A 14,951-nucleotide genomic window follows, 5' to 3' on the forward strand; every position below is an offset into this window, starting at 1 on the left:
ATTATACGTATTTACTTATTTTACCGTAAGTGTCTGTAATTTCAACCAACCGGAATCCAGTAGGTTGGCATCCTTGTTCACGGCCATTTCGAGTCCGATTTCATTGTCTTTGGTAACGTCCACCAAACCTACCGCCCATGAATAGGCACCAACAGAAACGCCTTTCAGATTCAACTTGGTGGTATAAGTAGTCGGGGCTTCCTTCAGCCAAGTCGACAGGTCGGTTTGCTCGTCCACAAATATCTTTTTCACTTCATTATTATCATTCAGCAATGCAAAAGCCACTTTATATTTCTGATTCCAAGTTCTGATATTAGTAGGACAATATCCCCAACCCATATTGCGCCAGCGGTGAACAACAGTAACATCCTGACCACCATTTGCCGAAACAGGCAAAGAAACCATGTCCGGATAGAGACGGTAACCGCCTTCCGCTATAAAACGCTGTACATAAGAGAACGTTTTTTCAAACCATGATTCCGTTTCACCCAAACGGAAGTCCATCGTATTGACACATGCCAGCATGGAATCTTCAAACTCTCCCTTGCGGACATCTTCGGGATGACCTTCCCGATAACGATAAGCATCATCGAAATACCAATAACGGTGCGTGTCGGTCACCCATCCACCTTCCATAATGATAGGAAGCTTATATCTGTATTTCAAGGCAATATTTTTCTCCCAATCTTTATAATAGCCACTCATACCAAAAGCGTCGTGACGCAGGATGTATCCGTTATTGAGGGCTATGTTCAGCAACGGCTCCGCATCAGGCGGCACTGTTTCCTGCCAAGAATCCTGATAAGTATCGCCCAACATACGGTGATAGTTGATCACCAGAGGCACTTTCGTGAAATGACGTGCATACAACGCTGTAATCCACTCCATTACCTGAAACTTATTTCCATCGTTAGCATAAATCATAGCATGCGACTCTCCCCATTTACCCAATCCGTAACCGTCAATAAAATCTACCTTATCGGGGTCATTGTATTGGCGGGCAAAAGCCTCGATAAACTCTCCATAGTGCTTTTGGAACACTTGGTCATCAGGATAAGGACACTTATTGTTTGCTGTATTATACCATTTACAGCCTTCATCGAATACGAACTCAGGAGTATTCTGTTTTTGGTCGCGCCCATCCACCAGTACACGCAAGGCGATACGTAATCCTCTATCATGTACACTTTTAATGATACGTGAGATATCGGAGCTAGGGTCATCCCAAGCATATTTTCCCTTTTGGGGCTCCAATGTCTTCCAATTCGTACGCAAGTAGCAGGAAGAAGCGTAATCGGAGACTTTTACGTATTTTGCCAGATCGGGTACATACATGTGGTCATAGCCTCTTTCTTCCCAAAATGTCTCGTTTTTCTCACGCGCCAGATACAGTACCCAGCCATTCAGAGGATTCCGAAGAACACGTGTCTTATTAGGGTTAATCCGCACCGTTACATTCTCGGCAGGCAAATCCCCATCACCGGTATTTCCCGTTTCACTTTCACTATCCGAGCAGGCAATTGCTACCATAGCCCCGAAGAGCAACACTCCCAAAGGCATCATTATTCGTTTCCAGTTCATTCTCATATAATTATTCTTTAAAAAGAAGGATATGCCGCCCTAAAAACAGGGCAGGCACACCCTCTTCAGTAAATGACTTTAATATTCGCTCATGTATATCCGCATATTTCTTAAGTCGACGATGGTGAGCAACGGTCTCATGTACCATGTGAACATAGCTTCACGATACTGTTCACGAGCTTCGCTTTCCGCATGGATAGGTGTCCAGGTGTTCAGTTTCAACTCTTGCTTGTATTTCCATCGGCTATCACTCTTGTCCAGCGCAAGTATATCGTCAGGAATTACAGGAACAAGACACCATGAGAAATGGGGACCACCGGGATAACCGCCTTCGAAATGCGGAACATCAAGAACAAACTTACCGTTTTCTTTCTTATCCGAACCGCCTCCCCAAGCGGAAGTCCATGAAATCTTGCCGACAAGCAGTTGCGGATCGACCAAACTCGGCTTGAAGCCGCCGCCCTTCAGATCATTCCCCCACTTGGTAATGTCGCCATATGCCCAAAGGTTGGTAACATCTACATCATGCCATCCATTAAGTTTATCCTTAAAATGCGCCTTATATGGTTCCAGCTTCTTATCCGGTGAGTAAATTTTCAGTTTCCGGGTTTCCGTGTTCAATATTACACGATATTCTCCGTCTTTAGGCAAATTCAGCATCGCAGGCTCATCTCCCAATACAACATCTACCTCTTCACCGTCTACCCAGTTGTTAACGCCTTCTGCCAGTTGGATATAAGATTCACCCTGTTCTGTTTCCAAAGCAATCCCCATCTCACCCTGCACTAAATCTTGTACAAACGCATATTGGAACTCATTCTCCATGGTTTTGCTCATTACCAGCTTATCATTGTCGGTAGAAGTTCCGGAAAGAACAATGCGATTGGCTTCCCATACCAATGGACGGTAAGGACGCACATTTACAGTAACAGTACGCACTTCGGGCATAGCATAACGGGGACCACCCTCCCATTTTGCAATGACACGAAACTGCACGGGCACCACTTTGGAGTAGTTCTGTCCCCACTTATCCACCAGCAACATTTGCAGCTCTTCAGTGGTATAACTCTTACTAAATACTCCATAGTCCTCATCAACACGTACACAGCTTTCAAACTCGTGTCCTTCAATATCTATTTTAGTCACATAAGAGATAGCATAGTCTTCGGGCATCTCACGAGCCGGTGTCCACTCAAAACTCACCGCCACTTCATTCGGTCTGTCCCTATCTAATTCTATATCGGTAGCCGAAACAGTCAGTTCCATCTTCTCACCGGGGTTGGTGAGCCATGTCAAATCAGCTTCTTTATCATCTTTACATCCGCCAAGGATAAACAGTACTACCAATGGCAGATATGCATAAAATAGTTTGTTTCTCATATTTCTTATTGATTTTATAGTGTTAATCAATTCATCCAACCCGGCATCTGTTTCAAGTTCGGATTCTTGTCTATCTCATCCTGAGGTATCGGCCACCAATAACTTTTGAACTTACGAGTTTGATAACGCACACGTTTATAAAACTCATCTCTATTCCCCTTTTCAGCCAGCATGTTCATACCATAGAAGTTACCATTCAGCACATTCTCCGCCTCTTTCCAGCGACGCAGGTCGAACCAGCGCAAACCACCTTCGCAGTTCATCTCAACTCTTCTCTCACGACGAATCAGTTTACGCATCTCTTCCGGGTCGGTAGGAATTCCGAGCTTTTTTTCTCCTGCTGCATATTGCGGAATGCCGGCTCTTTCACGAATTTTATCAATGTATTTCACAATATCTGTCTTGTCGGCATCATAAGTACCTTTAGCAATACTATACTCGAGTGCTGATTCTGCATAGCTCAGATAGGCTTCAGCAAGGCGATAAAGAATACCTTGACGCGACTTATAGCTACCGGTATTCGTTGAATGAACGAAAGTAGGATCAACATGCTTCCGAATCAGGTAACCGGCTGACGGGTTATCGTGCGACGGCTGCCCATCTTCACCATTAAAAAAGAAGTTGGTCGCTTTCCCTTTCCCCCAATGGTACTGTTCGTTGTAGACCACCGAAATATAGAAACGAGGTTCACGATTACAATACATATTGAACGTATTCTTTGGAGCAACGACATGACGGTCTCCACTAGCTTTGGAACCGGCTACGGCATAATGCCAATTAGTAGCACGCACATCATCTTCTGTAGAATAACCTGTTTCACTATATCCGGACTCCAAATCAACAATGGCTGTTTGTGTTTCACCACTATTGTTGTATCCTAAGATAGGCATTTTACCGTCTTTCATAAAGAAATCGTCCACCAGCAACTGAGTAACACCTAGCGAACCAGACCCACCAGCACCACGAGGAAGAGCTTGGTCGTCAAACCAACCTGCATTATCCTTAGTACGCGGGAAAATAATTTCCGTATTGCCGTCCTTATAACGAAGCATCATCATGTTCTGATAAGAAAGGAACGGATCAATAGTTACTCCATCAGACAAATATTCCTTATATAAAGCGTGTCCCGCTTTCTCGGCTTCTTCAATCAGCAGTTTATTGGCGTCTTTTGCCCGTTTCCAATGATTTTCATTGAAAGTGGAATTAAAGATTTTCACTCCATCTACATTAGTCATAGCCTGCATTTCAGGATCCATATCTTTCCCAGGACTAGGATTCACCAAATCACTGGCAGCAAACGTCAGCAAACGGGCACGCATAGCAAGACAAATCAGTGAAGTGATACGACCGTATTTATTGGCTTCGTCATAAGAAGCGGGTAACTGTCGGGAAGCTTCCAACAACTCGTTAGCCGCCCAGTCTACAACAACATCAAAAGGTTCTTGTTTCAGTAATAAAGATTCCCCCGATAGTTCTACAGCCGCTTCCCGAATAATAGGAACTGCTCCGTACGTCATCGCCATCATAGCGTGGTAGTAAGCAATGAAAAAACGACACTCCGCTTTCATATAATTAATCTCCTTTTCAGATACATCGGACAAAGGATGCGCATATTTAATCAAAGTGTATGCTTGACGAATTGCCTTTGGATACTTATCCCAATAAGTCACTACTCCCGGACTGATAGGCGTCCAGTTTCCATTCTGATACTGAATCGCCTTAAATCCCTGTGACTCCCACCCTACAGAAGGTGCAAGTTCGTCACCAATGGCGTCCGGACCGTCATAAATATAAAACTCCGGCATTACAGAATAGAGATAGGAAAGCCAACGTTCCAGATTGCCCCTGTTGGAAAATACATTCTCCAATGTCAGCTGGTCATCCGGCATTTTGTCCAGATAATCAGAGCATGAAGTTAAAGGCAATACACCCAAAACGCCCAATAATATATATGTAATAATTCTGTTTTTCATATCATATTTATTTTAGAAAGTAATGTCAAAACCTACTGATACTGATTTCATAGCCGGATATTTAGCACCGTCACCGGTTGCCAGCTCCGGATCCCACAGATTGAACTTGGAGAAGGTTAGCAGGTTCGTTCCACGCACGAAAACACGGGCATTGGAAATCACAAACCCCTGCAACCATTTCTTCGGACAGGAGTATCCTAATTCTAAATTTTTCAGACGCAGGAAACTCATATTGCGCAACCACCAGGTAGACTTCTGGCTATTATTGGCATTCGGTCCGTAATCGGCACGCGGATAGAATACATCCTGGCTTTGGTTATCCACCGTCCAACGGTCTTGATAGTTATCAAAGATATTATACATGGAGCCTTTATTGGATGCCGGCATAATATTTGAAGAAAGGATACGCCAAGTACGTCCAATACCCTGAAACATTGCTCCAAAGTCAAGCTCTTTCCAGCGTAAATTCACTCCGAATCCGTAAACTATCTCCGGATTCTCGGTACCTCCGATAGCCATTTGGTCATAAGTATCGATAAATCCGTTCTTGTCCAGATCCACATACTTGATATCACCCGGGCGAACTTTTGCTGTAAAAGTTTGTTTCGGAACACCATCTTTCAAAACTCCGTTCTCCACATCTTTAAAATCATCTTCTGTAAACAAACGGTCGTGGACATAGCCGAAAATCTGCCCTACCGGATGACCGGTTTCAGCACGAGTTGTTCCAATGGTTCCCAAAGGTTCATCTTTGTCGATGATTTCATTATGGGCATAAGTGAAGCTACCCATCAGACCGATAAAGAAATCTTTGCCGATTTGCTTGTTGACATTCAACGTTACTTCCGCTCCCTGATTCTTCACTTTACCACGGTTGCCCCATGGGTTCCTATAGAAACCGGAGGTAGCAGGAATAGAGTTCAACTCTACAAGGATGTTGTTACGGCGTTCGTCGAAAAAATCTACCTGAAGGTCTACCATACCATTGAACAGACCCAGTTCCAAGCCAACGTTGGCTTTGTTTACAATTTCCCAAGTCAAGTCAGGAATACCGAAGTCGCCCTCTACCATGTTATTACGTCCATAATCTCCGTCCAACCCCCAACGGTATAAGTCAGGCACATCATTCCATTGATCAAGGATAGTGGATATATAGGCGAAACGACGTCCTTTCAGATTAGCATTACCTACCTGTCCGTAGGAAGCACGCAACTTCAATTTAGAAATCGTGTTGCGAAAAGGCTGCATGAAAGGTTCTTCCGAAACAATCCAGCCAACAGCAGCCGACGGAAAGAAACCATAGCGTTTTCCTTTGGCGAAGTTTTCAGTACCGTTGTACCCAAAATTGAATTCGGCTACATACTTTCCACTGTAGGTATATGAAGCACGTCCGGCCAATCCCTGATTACGGTAAGGCAGCGATTCCCCCTTATCGTAATGGCGACGGTTGAAGAGTAGCATGGCAGATACGGCATGTTTGTCAGCAAAGGTACGGTCATAATTCAGGCTGGCTTCCATATAGATACTCTTGTCACCATATTCTGCCGATTTGGAAGTACCCAAGAAGTTACCACCTTGTTGTTTTTGGGCCAGAATCAATTCGCCCTCTTCGTTTCTGCCGCTAGCGGCATTCCAATATTCTATTTTCTTGGAACGAGTCACTTTGCCGGTAGAATAACGGTCAAATGAGAAAGTTCCTTTTATTTTCAAACCGGGAGTCAAAAATTTCAGGTCTTGCTCCAGAGAAAACAGCGTCTCAATCTTACTGGCAGTGGAACGGGCGAAACCGCTCTGAGTAGCCATTGCCCAAGGATTACCCTCTTCCTGCCAAGCAGGAATCTCACCGGATGAATAGCGGATGGGAAACATGAAGGGAGTGAAACGGAACGCACGGCTGAAAATTTGGTCCGTACTTTCAGGTGAAGAGTTACGATCCTGAAGATATCCCCCGATATTAAAACGAACTTGAGTGGTGGGAGAGAGTTTCAAGTCAACATTGGAACGTACATTGTAACGTTGCAATTTGATAGTAGGATCCCAATCCAGGCTCTTGTCGCGTGTAAGAATGCCACGTTCGTTGTAAACCGCAGCCACAAACGAATAACGCAAATTTTCCGAACCACCGGATACATCTACTGTAATACGTTGGTTGGCAGCATGGTCTCTAGAAATAGCATCAATCCAGTTTACATCAGGATACAAATCGGGGTCATATCCCGCACGTGTTTTGGCAATCCGGTCGGCATACATCGGAGACTGTCCGGTATCATCCAATACATCATCCAGCAACTGCATATAATCGGCAGCCCCGATATAGCTGGGAAGTTTTATCGGTTGCGTGAACGCAAATTCCGATTTCACCACTACCCGAGGCTTACCCACATGTCCGCGCTTGGTATTAATCAAAATCACACCATTCGCACCACGTACACCATACACTGCACTGGCAGCCGCATCTTTCAATACGGAGAACGACTCGATTTCTTCTACATCAATATTATTCAGGCTACGTTCAATACCATCTACCAGCACCAATGGGTCTTTACCCACATCCTGAAAGGTACTGATACCACGGATCCAAAACGAAGAGTTATCGTATCCCGGTTCTCCGGAACGCTGCACACCAATCACACCTGTCACTGTGCCAGCCAAATTGTTACTCAATGAACGGGAAGTAGAAACATTCAATTTTGCCGGTTCAACAGTTGTGATAGAACCCACTACAGACTCTTTCTTTTGTGCGCCATAAGCCACAACAACAACTTCATCTAACTGACCAACATCTTCTACCATTATCACATTCAGTACTCTACGATTATTGACCTTTTCATCTTTCGGGACAAAGCCGATATAGCGGAAGGAAAGTTCAGCATATTTATCCGGCACAGCAATGCTATATGCACCATTCATATCTGTTATCGCATTCACCGTAGAGTCTTTTTTCATAAAGATTGAAACACCAATCAAAGGTTCACCCTTCTCATCGGTAACGTTACCCACAATCTTAAAACCTCGAACTTGCTTTATCGCAGGAGCCTGTTCCGGCACTGAAATCGTAATCTGTCTTCCCGACATTTTATAATTCAACCCCGTTTTTGAGAACAGCTCATTTAATACAGCATCTATTTTCTTATTGGAAACTGAAATGGAGACTTTGTTATTCAGATTCTTTTTCACATTCTCTGAATAAATAAATATGTACTTACTATGTTTCTCGATATAATCTAAGATATCTTTAACTGTAGCATTCTCATACTGTACTGAGAATAGATCTTCTTCGGAATTCCAACTAATAGAATTAGCACCGAATGAAGAAAATGGAATCATAAAAAAGACGTTTATAATGCAAAAAAGCTTAAGTCTTTTCTTTAAGTGTAAAAAATACTTTTCTTTACCATAAAAATTTCTTTTTAGGTTAACAATTTTGGATTTATTGATTTAACGAAGGAATTAATATCGGGTAAATACGCCAATATTTATCCGATTTTTTTGTGTATCATGAATAGTATTATCTGTTTCTCATAGGCTATATTGGTTTTATAAGATTAATTAAATTGTCATTATTTACTCAAGTATATACTAGTATCACTTTTTTCTACTTCAATAGGGATTGTCTGCCGGATACATTCAATCACCTCATCAATATCATCTTTCAAATCCAGTTTTCCATAAACCTTTTCTTTACCTACCATCGGATCGCATTGAATAGGAATGCCATAATAAATACTCAACTTCTGAATGATATGAGATAAATCATTACCATTTAACAACATGACACCATCCACCCAGCTAATATATTCGGCTACGTCCACTTGCTTCTGATAGGCAATTGCGCCATTGGCTATATTCAGCAAATCACTAGGTACCAGTTGCGCTTTTCTCTCATTCCTATCGGTCACCTCAACAGAACCTTCCACCAATACAATATTAGTTGCCCCCCCCTTGTAGTTTGAAATATTAAACTTCGTACCTAATACCCGTAATTTGAAATCTTCAGATTCTACAATGAAAGGGTGTTGCTTATCATGAGCAACTTCCAGAAACACCTCTCCCTGGGCATATATTTTACGAATATCTCCATTAAAACGACAAGGATAAATCACTTTTGATTGAGAGTTGACAACCAATCGGGTTCCGTCAGACAGTTCAACCCGCACTCTTTTCCCTGCAGGAACAAGTAACTGGTTATATTCCGGTTCGGCCTTTACTTTCTTTTCCTCTTTTTCTCTTATTACTTTAGAATTAACAGTAACCTTTCCTTCTTTTGAATAGGTAACAAAAGCATCCTCATCCAAATTGAGCTGTTCTTTAGCAGTGATAAGAGTCACTTCTTCAACAGACTGGCTGTCCATCTGTTCGGCAATAGCCTGAAAATCTAAATTAGTGTTTTCACTATGAGTTAAGAAGTGGATGGTTGAAATACAAATTAAAATAGAAGCTGCGACAGAAGCAGAAGCTACTAAGAAATAATTTCTTCGACGCCTCATTACATCTCTCCGGATCTTTTGTTTGGTTCGCTCTATTATAGAAGAAGCATCAATCTTTTCATGCCCGCATTTTTCCCAAAAGAATTTCAGTTTCCCGCCTTCAGGTATAGTAGTAAAATCATCCTCAAGCTTTTCTTGAGAATTCAGTTTACCAAATAAATCAGCAAGGCAATGGTATCCTTTTAAGTCCATAATCTTCTTTAATGTTGTTTTATAAATAAAGACGCAACATTAAAAAAAATCTCCTAGTTAAAAATGAACTTTTTTTATTTTTCTCGAAAAGTAAAAATAGCAAGAAGCTCTTTTAAACAATTAAGCCATTAAAATACAGACAATTAACAGTATACCTTCTATCATTTCTTACGCAAAACCAGATTCAGATTTTTAGCAATTTCTTCTAAAGCAAAAGCAATATGATTATTGATAGTCTTCACAGATATATTTAATATGTCTGCAATCTCTTTATAAGGTAACCCTTCTATCTTCGCCAAGAAAAAGACATGTTTACATTTAGGTGGTAGCTGTTGGATAGCATTGTTTATTTTCTCCATCTCCTCTTTACTAATCATCGCCTCGTCAGGTGACTGGATAGGAGCAAATATAAAATCCCCTATACCGTCAAGCGATAATTCAGTTTTTCCCGTTTCCTTCCTCAAATAAGAAATAGCTTTCCGATAAGTAATCGTCTGTATCCAGGCATTCATATTTTCTATACCACCCAAGGTTTTTCTGTTTTTCCAAACCTCATAGAAAACATCACTTACAACCTCTTCAGCCGGTTCCTTTTGACCAATCAAAGCAAAAACATAATGATATAGACGTGAAGAATAACGTTCCATAAAACGGCAAAAAGCCGCTTCATCACTGTTTATAATTCTGTCTATGTCATTACTTTCAGGTTTCACGGAAGTGTTTTACAGATTATTTCTAATTAACAAAATTGTGCCAAATATAGTAGTATATTAGCAATTATAAAAATAAAAAACCACAAAAACGAATTAAAAGTTATCAATTACGAAAGATTAAAAAGTAACTTGGTAGGACGTGCCATCAGAGACAGATTCTTTTACGCCTCACGCAATAAGTTTTCAAACATGGGGTTCACCTTTCACCTTTTCGTCGAAACCCTTTATTCATCGATGGTAGCGGGTGAAGGCTCTTCTTTTCACCGAATTTTTCTCTCTGAATGCTGTATCGTCCTTACTCTAGTGGTTCTTTTTCAATTTAGTTGACTAGTCATTGTAACCCACTACTTCATCTCCAATCTATTAATAGATAAGTTCTGTTTCATTAGGAGTAAAGTTACTTTCGTCTAATAGTAAAGTTATTTCCGATAGTACGGAAACTATAAACGCAAATTCTGATCATATAAATGCAAGCTTTGTTTTTATAAACGCAAGTTTCATTTATAAAAACAAAACTTGCATTTATAGTTTGCATCCATTGAAAAACAACTTTACTCCTAGACCAAAAGAAGTTTGCATAGGAGCAAAAGCAACTTATCCAGTAATAGACTACATGTAAGCTATTACTAAATTACATAAAAGAATGACTCAATCATCATTCATGCATTTGCATCCGGTACAATTCATTTTTCTAATTAAATACGAGGTGAAGGAGTGCCCCTTCACCCGCTATCGCTGATGAATAAAGGATTTCGAAGAAAAGGTGAAGAGTGAAGGGTATGTTCTCAACATTTCCTGTATGGTCACTTAAAGTGATGCTTTTAGCAATCAGAAAGCATCGGGACTTTTGAAAGACCCAAATATTGATTTATAAAAGCCTCTTACTTAAATAACGTACAGGATACCACACAGAAAGGAATCCGACTGCCAAAACGGTGATAAAAATAAGTACCACATCCCAAGCATGAACGCTGACAGGATAGGCGTCTACAACAAAAGTACCACCACCGCCTCCCAATGAAATTATACCAAATTTCTGTTGGATAAAACATAGGATTAAGCCCAGGGCAATACCGGAGATAGCGCCAAAAAGAGAAATGAGACGTCCTTCAAAGAGGAATATTCGGGAGATGAGTTTATCACTAGCTCCAAGACTCCGCAAAGTTACTACATCATCCTTCTTATCCAAGATCAACATAGAAAGAGAGCCTATCACATTAAAACAGGCTATCATTAAAATAAAAGTGAGGAACAAATAAGAGATTAGTTTCTCTATCTCCATAATACGGAAAACATCTGCCTGTTGCTGATAACGATTCTGAACAACAAAATCATCACCTAGTATGTTTTCTATTTTAGATTGTACCGATGAAGTATTTACATTAGGTTTCAATTTCAATTCCATCGCAGAGACTTCTGTTGTATAATCCAGAAGCTGACGAAGAAAATCGAGAGAAGTCAGAATATATTTTCCATCATATTCTTGCTGATTCACCACAAATACGACACCTGGAGAATACAGATAATCACGGTTAAAAGAAGCGCCGGGATTTGCCATGTTCACTTTGACATTTCGCTTGGGAAGATATACCTGAAGAGGATCGACAAACTCCAAACCAGTTCCCAAGGTCGCAACCAATTCCACTCCCATGACGCCATAATTCACGATCGAATCATGAAGAACGAATTCTCCCGCGCCATAAAGTATGCTGTCTATGGCCGTCAACTCTTCAAAATTATCTTCCACCCCTTTTAGTACAACCATAGCCTGACGGTCCTTGTATTGCACCATTGCATTCTCTTCGAGCGTCTCTGTAAACACCTCCACTTCAGGAAGCGCACAAACGGCACGAATCCGTTCATCTTGTGCATCAAAAACCTTTCCTTCACGGACCGTAATTTTCAACTGCGGATCAAAAGCCGTAAAAAAGCTGGCCACCATATCCTGAAAACCATTAAAAACAGAAAGAGTGCAAACCAAAGCAAGCGTAGCAAGAGCCACCCCACATACGGAAATGCCGGATATGATATTAATAGCATTATGCTTTTTCTTTGAAAAAAGATAACGCCTGGCTATATAAAAAGGGAAGTTCACCTCTGCAATGAGTTATTTCACTTCAGCAATGAATCTATTTTCTCAATATAATCCAATGAATCATCCACGAAGAATTTCAGTTCAGGAATGATACGTAGCTGGTGACGTACACGAGTCCCAAGCTCATAACGAATGGATTTCATATTGTTATTGATATTCTTCACCATCTCTTCTGCTTTCTCTGAAGGGAAAACACTGAGGTAGACACGGGCAATACTCATATCAGGACTAATGCGAACTGCGCTAACAGAGACCAATGTACCCGGCATGGACTTTGTTTGAAGCAGGAATATCTCACTTAGCTCTTTCTGCAACAGGCGAGATATCTTATTCTGTCTGGTTGTTTCCATAAGTTATTTACTGTTTTACGATTTACTACTTACTATTTTCTTCCTTATGATCGTTAATCCGTCACGCAAAGGAAGTATTACTTTTTCCACTCGCACATCTTGTGCTACCAAATCATTAAAGGCTTTAATACCAATTGTTTGAGCGTCCGTATTACGAGGCTGTTCAAGCACATGTCCGTCCCACAAAGTATTATCAGCAATGATATATCCGCCTTCGGAAAGATACGCCAATGTCATCTCGTAGTATTCAATATACTTACGTTTATCGCCATCAATAAAAGCCATATCAAAAGTAACACCTAAACGCGGAACAAGTTCTAAAGCATCACCTATATAAAAACGAATTTTATCGGCAAACGGTGATTTCTCCAACCATGGACGGGTAAAGTCCTCTTGTTCATCATTGATCTCAAACGTATGCAACAGTCCACCTTCCGGCAGACCTTCCGCCAAACAAAGGGCAGAATAGCCGCTATACGTTCCGATTTCCAATATCTGACGAGGCTGAATCATTTCTACAAACATCTTCAGCATCCGTCCCTGCAAATGCCCGGAAGCCATACGAGGACGAAGGAGCTTTACATGCGTATCCCGATAGAGCGATTTCAAGTAATCGCTCTCGGGATCAATATGCTGCAAAATATATTCGTCTATCGATTCGGTTTCCTGCATAAAACTTACCTCTTTAAAAATTAAAGATAACGGTTGTTGTTAGGTAATACAGTCTCCTCTGCATGCTTCAAAGCATCTTCCACTACATTAATTTCGAGGAATGAGGTCTTTGTTCCTGCCTTACCACTACTCAAATATCCTACCATATCGGAAGGCTGCAAACGGCCTTCTTTCAACAGACGGCGCAATGCCGCAAAGTAATATTGCTGTCCGTTAGCCAATTCCGGCATATAGATAGCTTCCACACCATAAGACAAAGCCAAATGACGCATTGTCTTTTCTTTATAGCAGATAGCCAGCACTGGATACTTTCCACGGAAAGCAGCCAGGTTACGAGCAGTGCGTCCGCTATAACTATCAGTGATAATAGCACGTATTTTTAGCTTAGAAGTAGCTTTTACTGCTTGTTTAGCAAGGAACGCCGTAACATCATTACTATTCTCATCTAACGGAATACGGATATCATTTTCTTCCAGTTTATCTTTTTCTGCCTGAGCCGCAACTTTAGTCATTGTTTTCACCGCTTCTACCGGATACTTACCATAAGCGGTTTCTCCGCTCAACATCAAAGCATCTGTACGATAGTAGATTGCATTGGCAATATCAGTCACTTCCGCACGAGTCGGACGAGGATTATTTATCATTGTATGGAGCATTTGAGTAGCAACGATTACCGGCTTCTTTGCCAGAATACACTTGCGAATCAATACACGCTGGATTCCCGGAATACGTTCTTGAGGCACTTCGATACCCAAGTCACCACGGGCAACCATTACGCCATCTGCCACTTCCAGAATTTCATCGATATTATCCACCCCTTCCTGATTCTCAATCTTAGCAATAATCTTAATATCACTATTATGTGCATCCAGAATTTCACGTATGTCAAGTACATCCTGACGGTTGCGCACGAAAGAGTGAGCGATAAAATCAATATCCTTTTCGATAGCATAAAGAATATTGTTACGGTCTTTTTCCGTTAATGAAGGAAGATTGATGCGAACACCCGGGACATTTACGCTTTTACGGCTTCCCAAAGTAGCATCGTTCTTAACTTCACACAGCAAATAACCATCCGTCTTATCAATAACTTCCAGTTCCAGATCGCCATCATCAATCAGAATCGTACCACCGATATTCAGGTCAGACACAAAGTTCGGATATGAAACAGCAATACATTCACGAGTTGTTTCCAAATCCGGATTACCTACAATCTTTACTTTCTCTCCTATTTTATATGGAATCGGCTCTGCATTAGCCGTCGTACGAACTTCCGGACCTTTTGTATCCATCAAAATCGCAATACGGTTGGACACAGCACGTACATTTGCAATCAAAGCTTCAAAACCTTCACGGCTAGCATGCGCTGTATTCATACGCACTACATTCATCCCAGCTTCAAACAACTGTTTTATAAAATCCACATCACAACGTCTATCCGAGATGGAAGCCACAATCTTAGTCTGTTTCAATAACATAGTCTTTCTACCTATTATATATTATTACCT

10 protein-coding genes are annotated in these 14,951 nt (G+C 41.3%); all 10 read right to left on the reverse strand.

The genetic code is table 11. The features are described 5' to 3' along the window. Window positions 1-15 precede the first annotated feature (15 nt). Window positions 16-1,587 carry a hypothetical protein gene (locus tag HMPREF9010_RS22815; RefSeq protein ID WP_004311180.1) on the reverse strand — a complete coding sequence of 524 codons (1,572 nt, stop codon included), beginning with the start codon at window positions 1,585-1,587 and terminating at the stop codon, window positions 16-18. A 72-nt stretch (window positions 1,588-1,659) separates the two neighbouring features. Continuing rightward, the gene (locus HMPREF9010_RS22810) at window positions 1,660-2,961 is read right to left on the reverse strand and encodes a SusE domain-containing protein (RefSeq protein WP_050428270.1); all 1,302 of its coding nucleotides are present in this window, start codon (window positions 2,959-2,961) and stop codon (window positions 1,660-1,662) included. Window positions 2,962-2,987: 26 nt separating this feature from the next. After that, window positions 2,988-4,934 carry a RagB/SusD family nutrient uptake outer membrane protein gene (locus HMPREF9010_RS22805; RefSeq protein ID WP_008646535.1) on the reverse strand — a complete coding sequence of 649 codons (1,947 nt, stop codon included), beginning with the start codon at window positions 4,932-4,934 and terminating at the stop codon, window positions 2,988-2,990. 12 nt (window positions 4,935-4,946) lie between these two features. After that, window positions 4,947-8,261, reverse strand: a complete 3,315-nt coding sequence (locus tag HMPREF9010_RS22800) for a TonB-dependent receptor (RefSeq protein WP_008646536.1) — start codon at window positions 8,259-8,261, stop codon at window positions 4,947-4,949. A gap of 233 nt (window positions 8,262-8,494) precedes the next feature. Beyond that, on the reverse strand, window positions 8,495-9,613 hold the full coding sequence (locus HMPREF9010_RS22795; protein WP_008646537.1) for a FecR family protein: 1,119 nt from the start codon (window positions 9,611-9,613) through the stop codon (window positions 8,495-8,497). A 161-nt stretch (window positions 9,614-9,774) separates the two neighbouring features. Further along, entirely contained in the window at window positions 9,775-10,326 is a 552-nt protein-coding gene (locus HMPREF9010_RS22790) for an RNA polymerase sigma factor (RefSeq protein ID WP_004311175.1), read from the reverse strand. Between the two features lie 868 nt (window positions 10,327-11,194). Further along, a complete protein-coding gene (locus HMPREF9010_RS22785; protein WP_004311174.1) occupies window positions 11,195-12,421 on the reverse strand; it encodes an FtsX-like permease family protein in 1,227 nt (408 codons plus the stop codon). Window positions 12,422-12,438: 17 nt separating this feature from the next. Further along, window positions 12,439-12,771 carry a 30S ribosome-binding factor RbfA gene (gene rbfA / locus HMPREF9010_RS22780; protein ID WP_004296522.1) on the reverse strand — a complete coding sequence of 111 codons (333 nt, stop codon included), beginning with the start codon at window positions 12,769-12,771 and terminating at the stop codon, window positions 12,439-12,441. Window positions 12,772-12,786: 15 nt separating this feature from the next. Continuing rightward, the gene (locus HMPREF9010_RS22775) at window positions 12,787-13,443 is read right to left on the reverse strand and encodes an O-methyltransferase (RefSeq protein ID WP_004311173.1); all 657 of its coding nucleotides are present in this window, start codon (window positions 13,441-13,443) and stop codon (window positions 12,787-12,789) included. Window positions 13,444-13,463: 20 nt separating this feature from the next. Next, window positions 13,464-14,921, reverse strand: coding sequence for a pyruvate kinase (pyk, locus tag HMPREF9010_RS22770; protein WP_004311172.1), 1,458 nt, complete (start codon window positions 14,919-14,921; stop codon window positions 13,464-13,466). Window positions 14,922-14,951 lie beyond the last annotated feature (30 nt).

It is taken from the genome of Bacteroides sp. 3_1_23, assembly GCF_000162555.1.
In the GTDB taxonomy this organism is placed as follows: Bacteria; Bacteroidota; Bacteroidia; order Bacteroidales; family Bacteroidaceae; genus Bacteroides; species Bacteroides ovatus.

Bases quoted from the DNA above. Each gene is read 5' to 3' on its own strand.
- HMPREF9010_RS22815 (WP_004311180.1), bottom strand. From the start codon at position 1,587: ATGAGAATGAACTGGAAACGAATAATGATGCCTTTGGGAGTGTTGCTC.
- HMPREF9010_RS22810 (WP_050428270.1), bottom strand. From the start codon at position 2,961: ATGAGAAACAAACTATTTTATGCATATCTGCCATTGGTAGTACTGTTT.
- HMPREF9010_RS22805 (WP_008646535.1), bottom strand. From the start codon at position 4,934: ATGAAAAACAGAATTATTACATATATATTATTGGGCGTTTTGGGTGTA.
- HMPREF9010_RS22800 (WP_008646536.1), bottom strand. From the start codon at position 8,261: ATGATTCCATTTTCTTCATTCGGTGCTAATTCTATTAGTTGGAATTCC.
- HMPREF9010_RS22795 (WP_008646537.1), bottom strand. From the start codon at position 9,613: ATGGACTTAAAAGGATACCATTGCCTTGCTGATTTATTTGGTAAACTG.
- rbfA (WP_004296522.1), bottom strand. From the start codon at position 12,771: ATGGAAACAACCAGACAGAATAAGATATCTCGCCTGTTGCAGAAAGAG.
- HMPREF9010_RS22775 (WP_004311173.1), bottom strand. From the start codon at position 13,443: ATGCAGGAAACCGAATCGATAGACGAATATATTTTGCAGCATATTGAT.
- pyk (WP_004311172.1), bottom strand. From the start codon at position 14,921: ATGTTATTGAAACAGACTAAGATTGTGGCTTCCATCTCGGATAGACGT.